1 protein-coding gene is annotated in these 242 nt (G+C 59.5%); it reads right to left on the bottom strand.

Features of this window, described 5'->3' with window-relative positions:
- A partial coding sequence (locus AF337_RS32715) for a tetratricopeptide repeat protein (protein WP_152971294.1) occupies positions 1 to 242 on the bottom strand: 242 nt, incomplete at both ends.

Raw genomic sequence — 242 nt, 5'->3', positions numbered from 1 at the left:
GAATCGAGAGCGACGGCAAAGGTCGTCTTGTAGCGGGAGTTTTGTGGATCCAGCCGCACGGCTTCTTGGAGTTCTGTGATAGCCTCGGTCAATGCCTGTTTGCGTACCAGCGACAACGCGTGTCCGTACCGCAGATCCGCGCTTTCAGGCGCCATCCCGATCGCTTCGGCATAGGTCTGTTCCGATTGGTCGTTCCGGCCGGTGGCGCGGTAGAACTCGGCGAGATTGATGCGCATTGCCTC

Origin of the sequence: Rhizobium ecuadorense (assembly GCF_001187535.1) — a bacterium.
GTDB lineage: Bacteria > Pseudomonadota > Alphaproteobacteria > Rhizobiales > Rhizobiaceae > Rhizobium > Rhizobium ecuadorense.
This window is presented reverse-complemented; position numbering and strand designations above follow the sequence as displayed.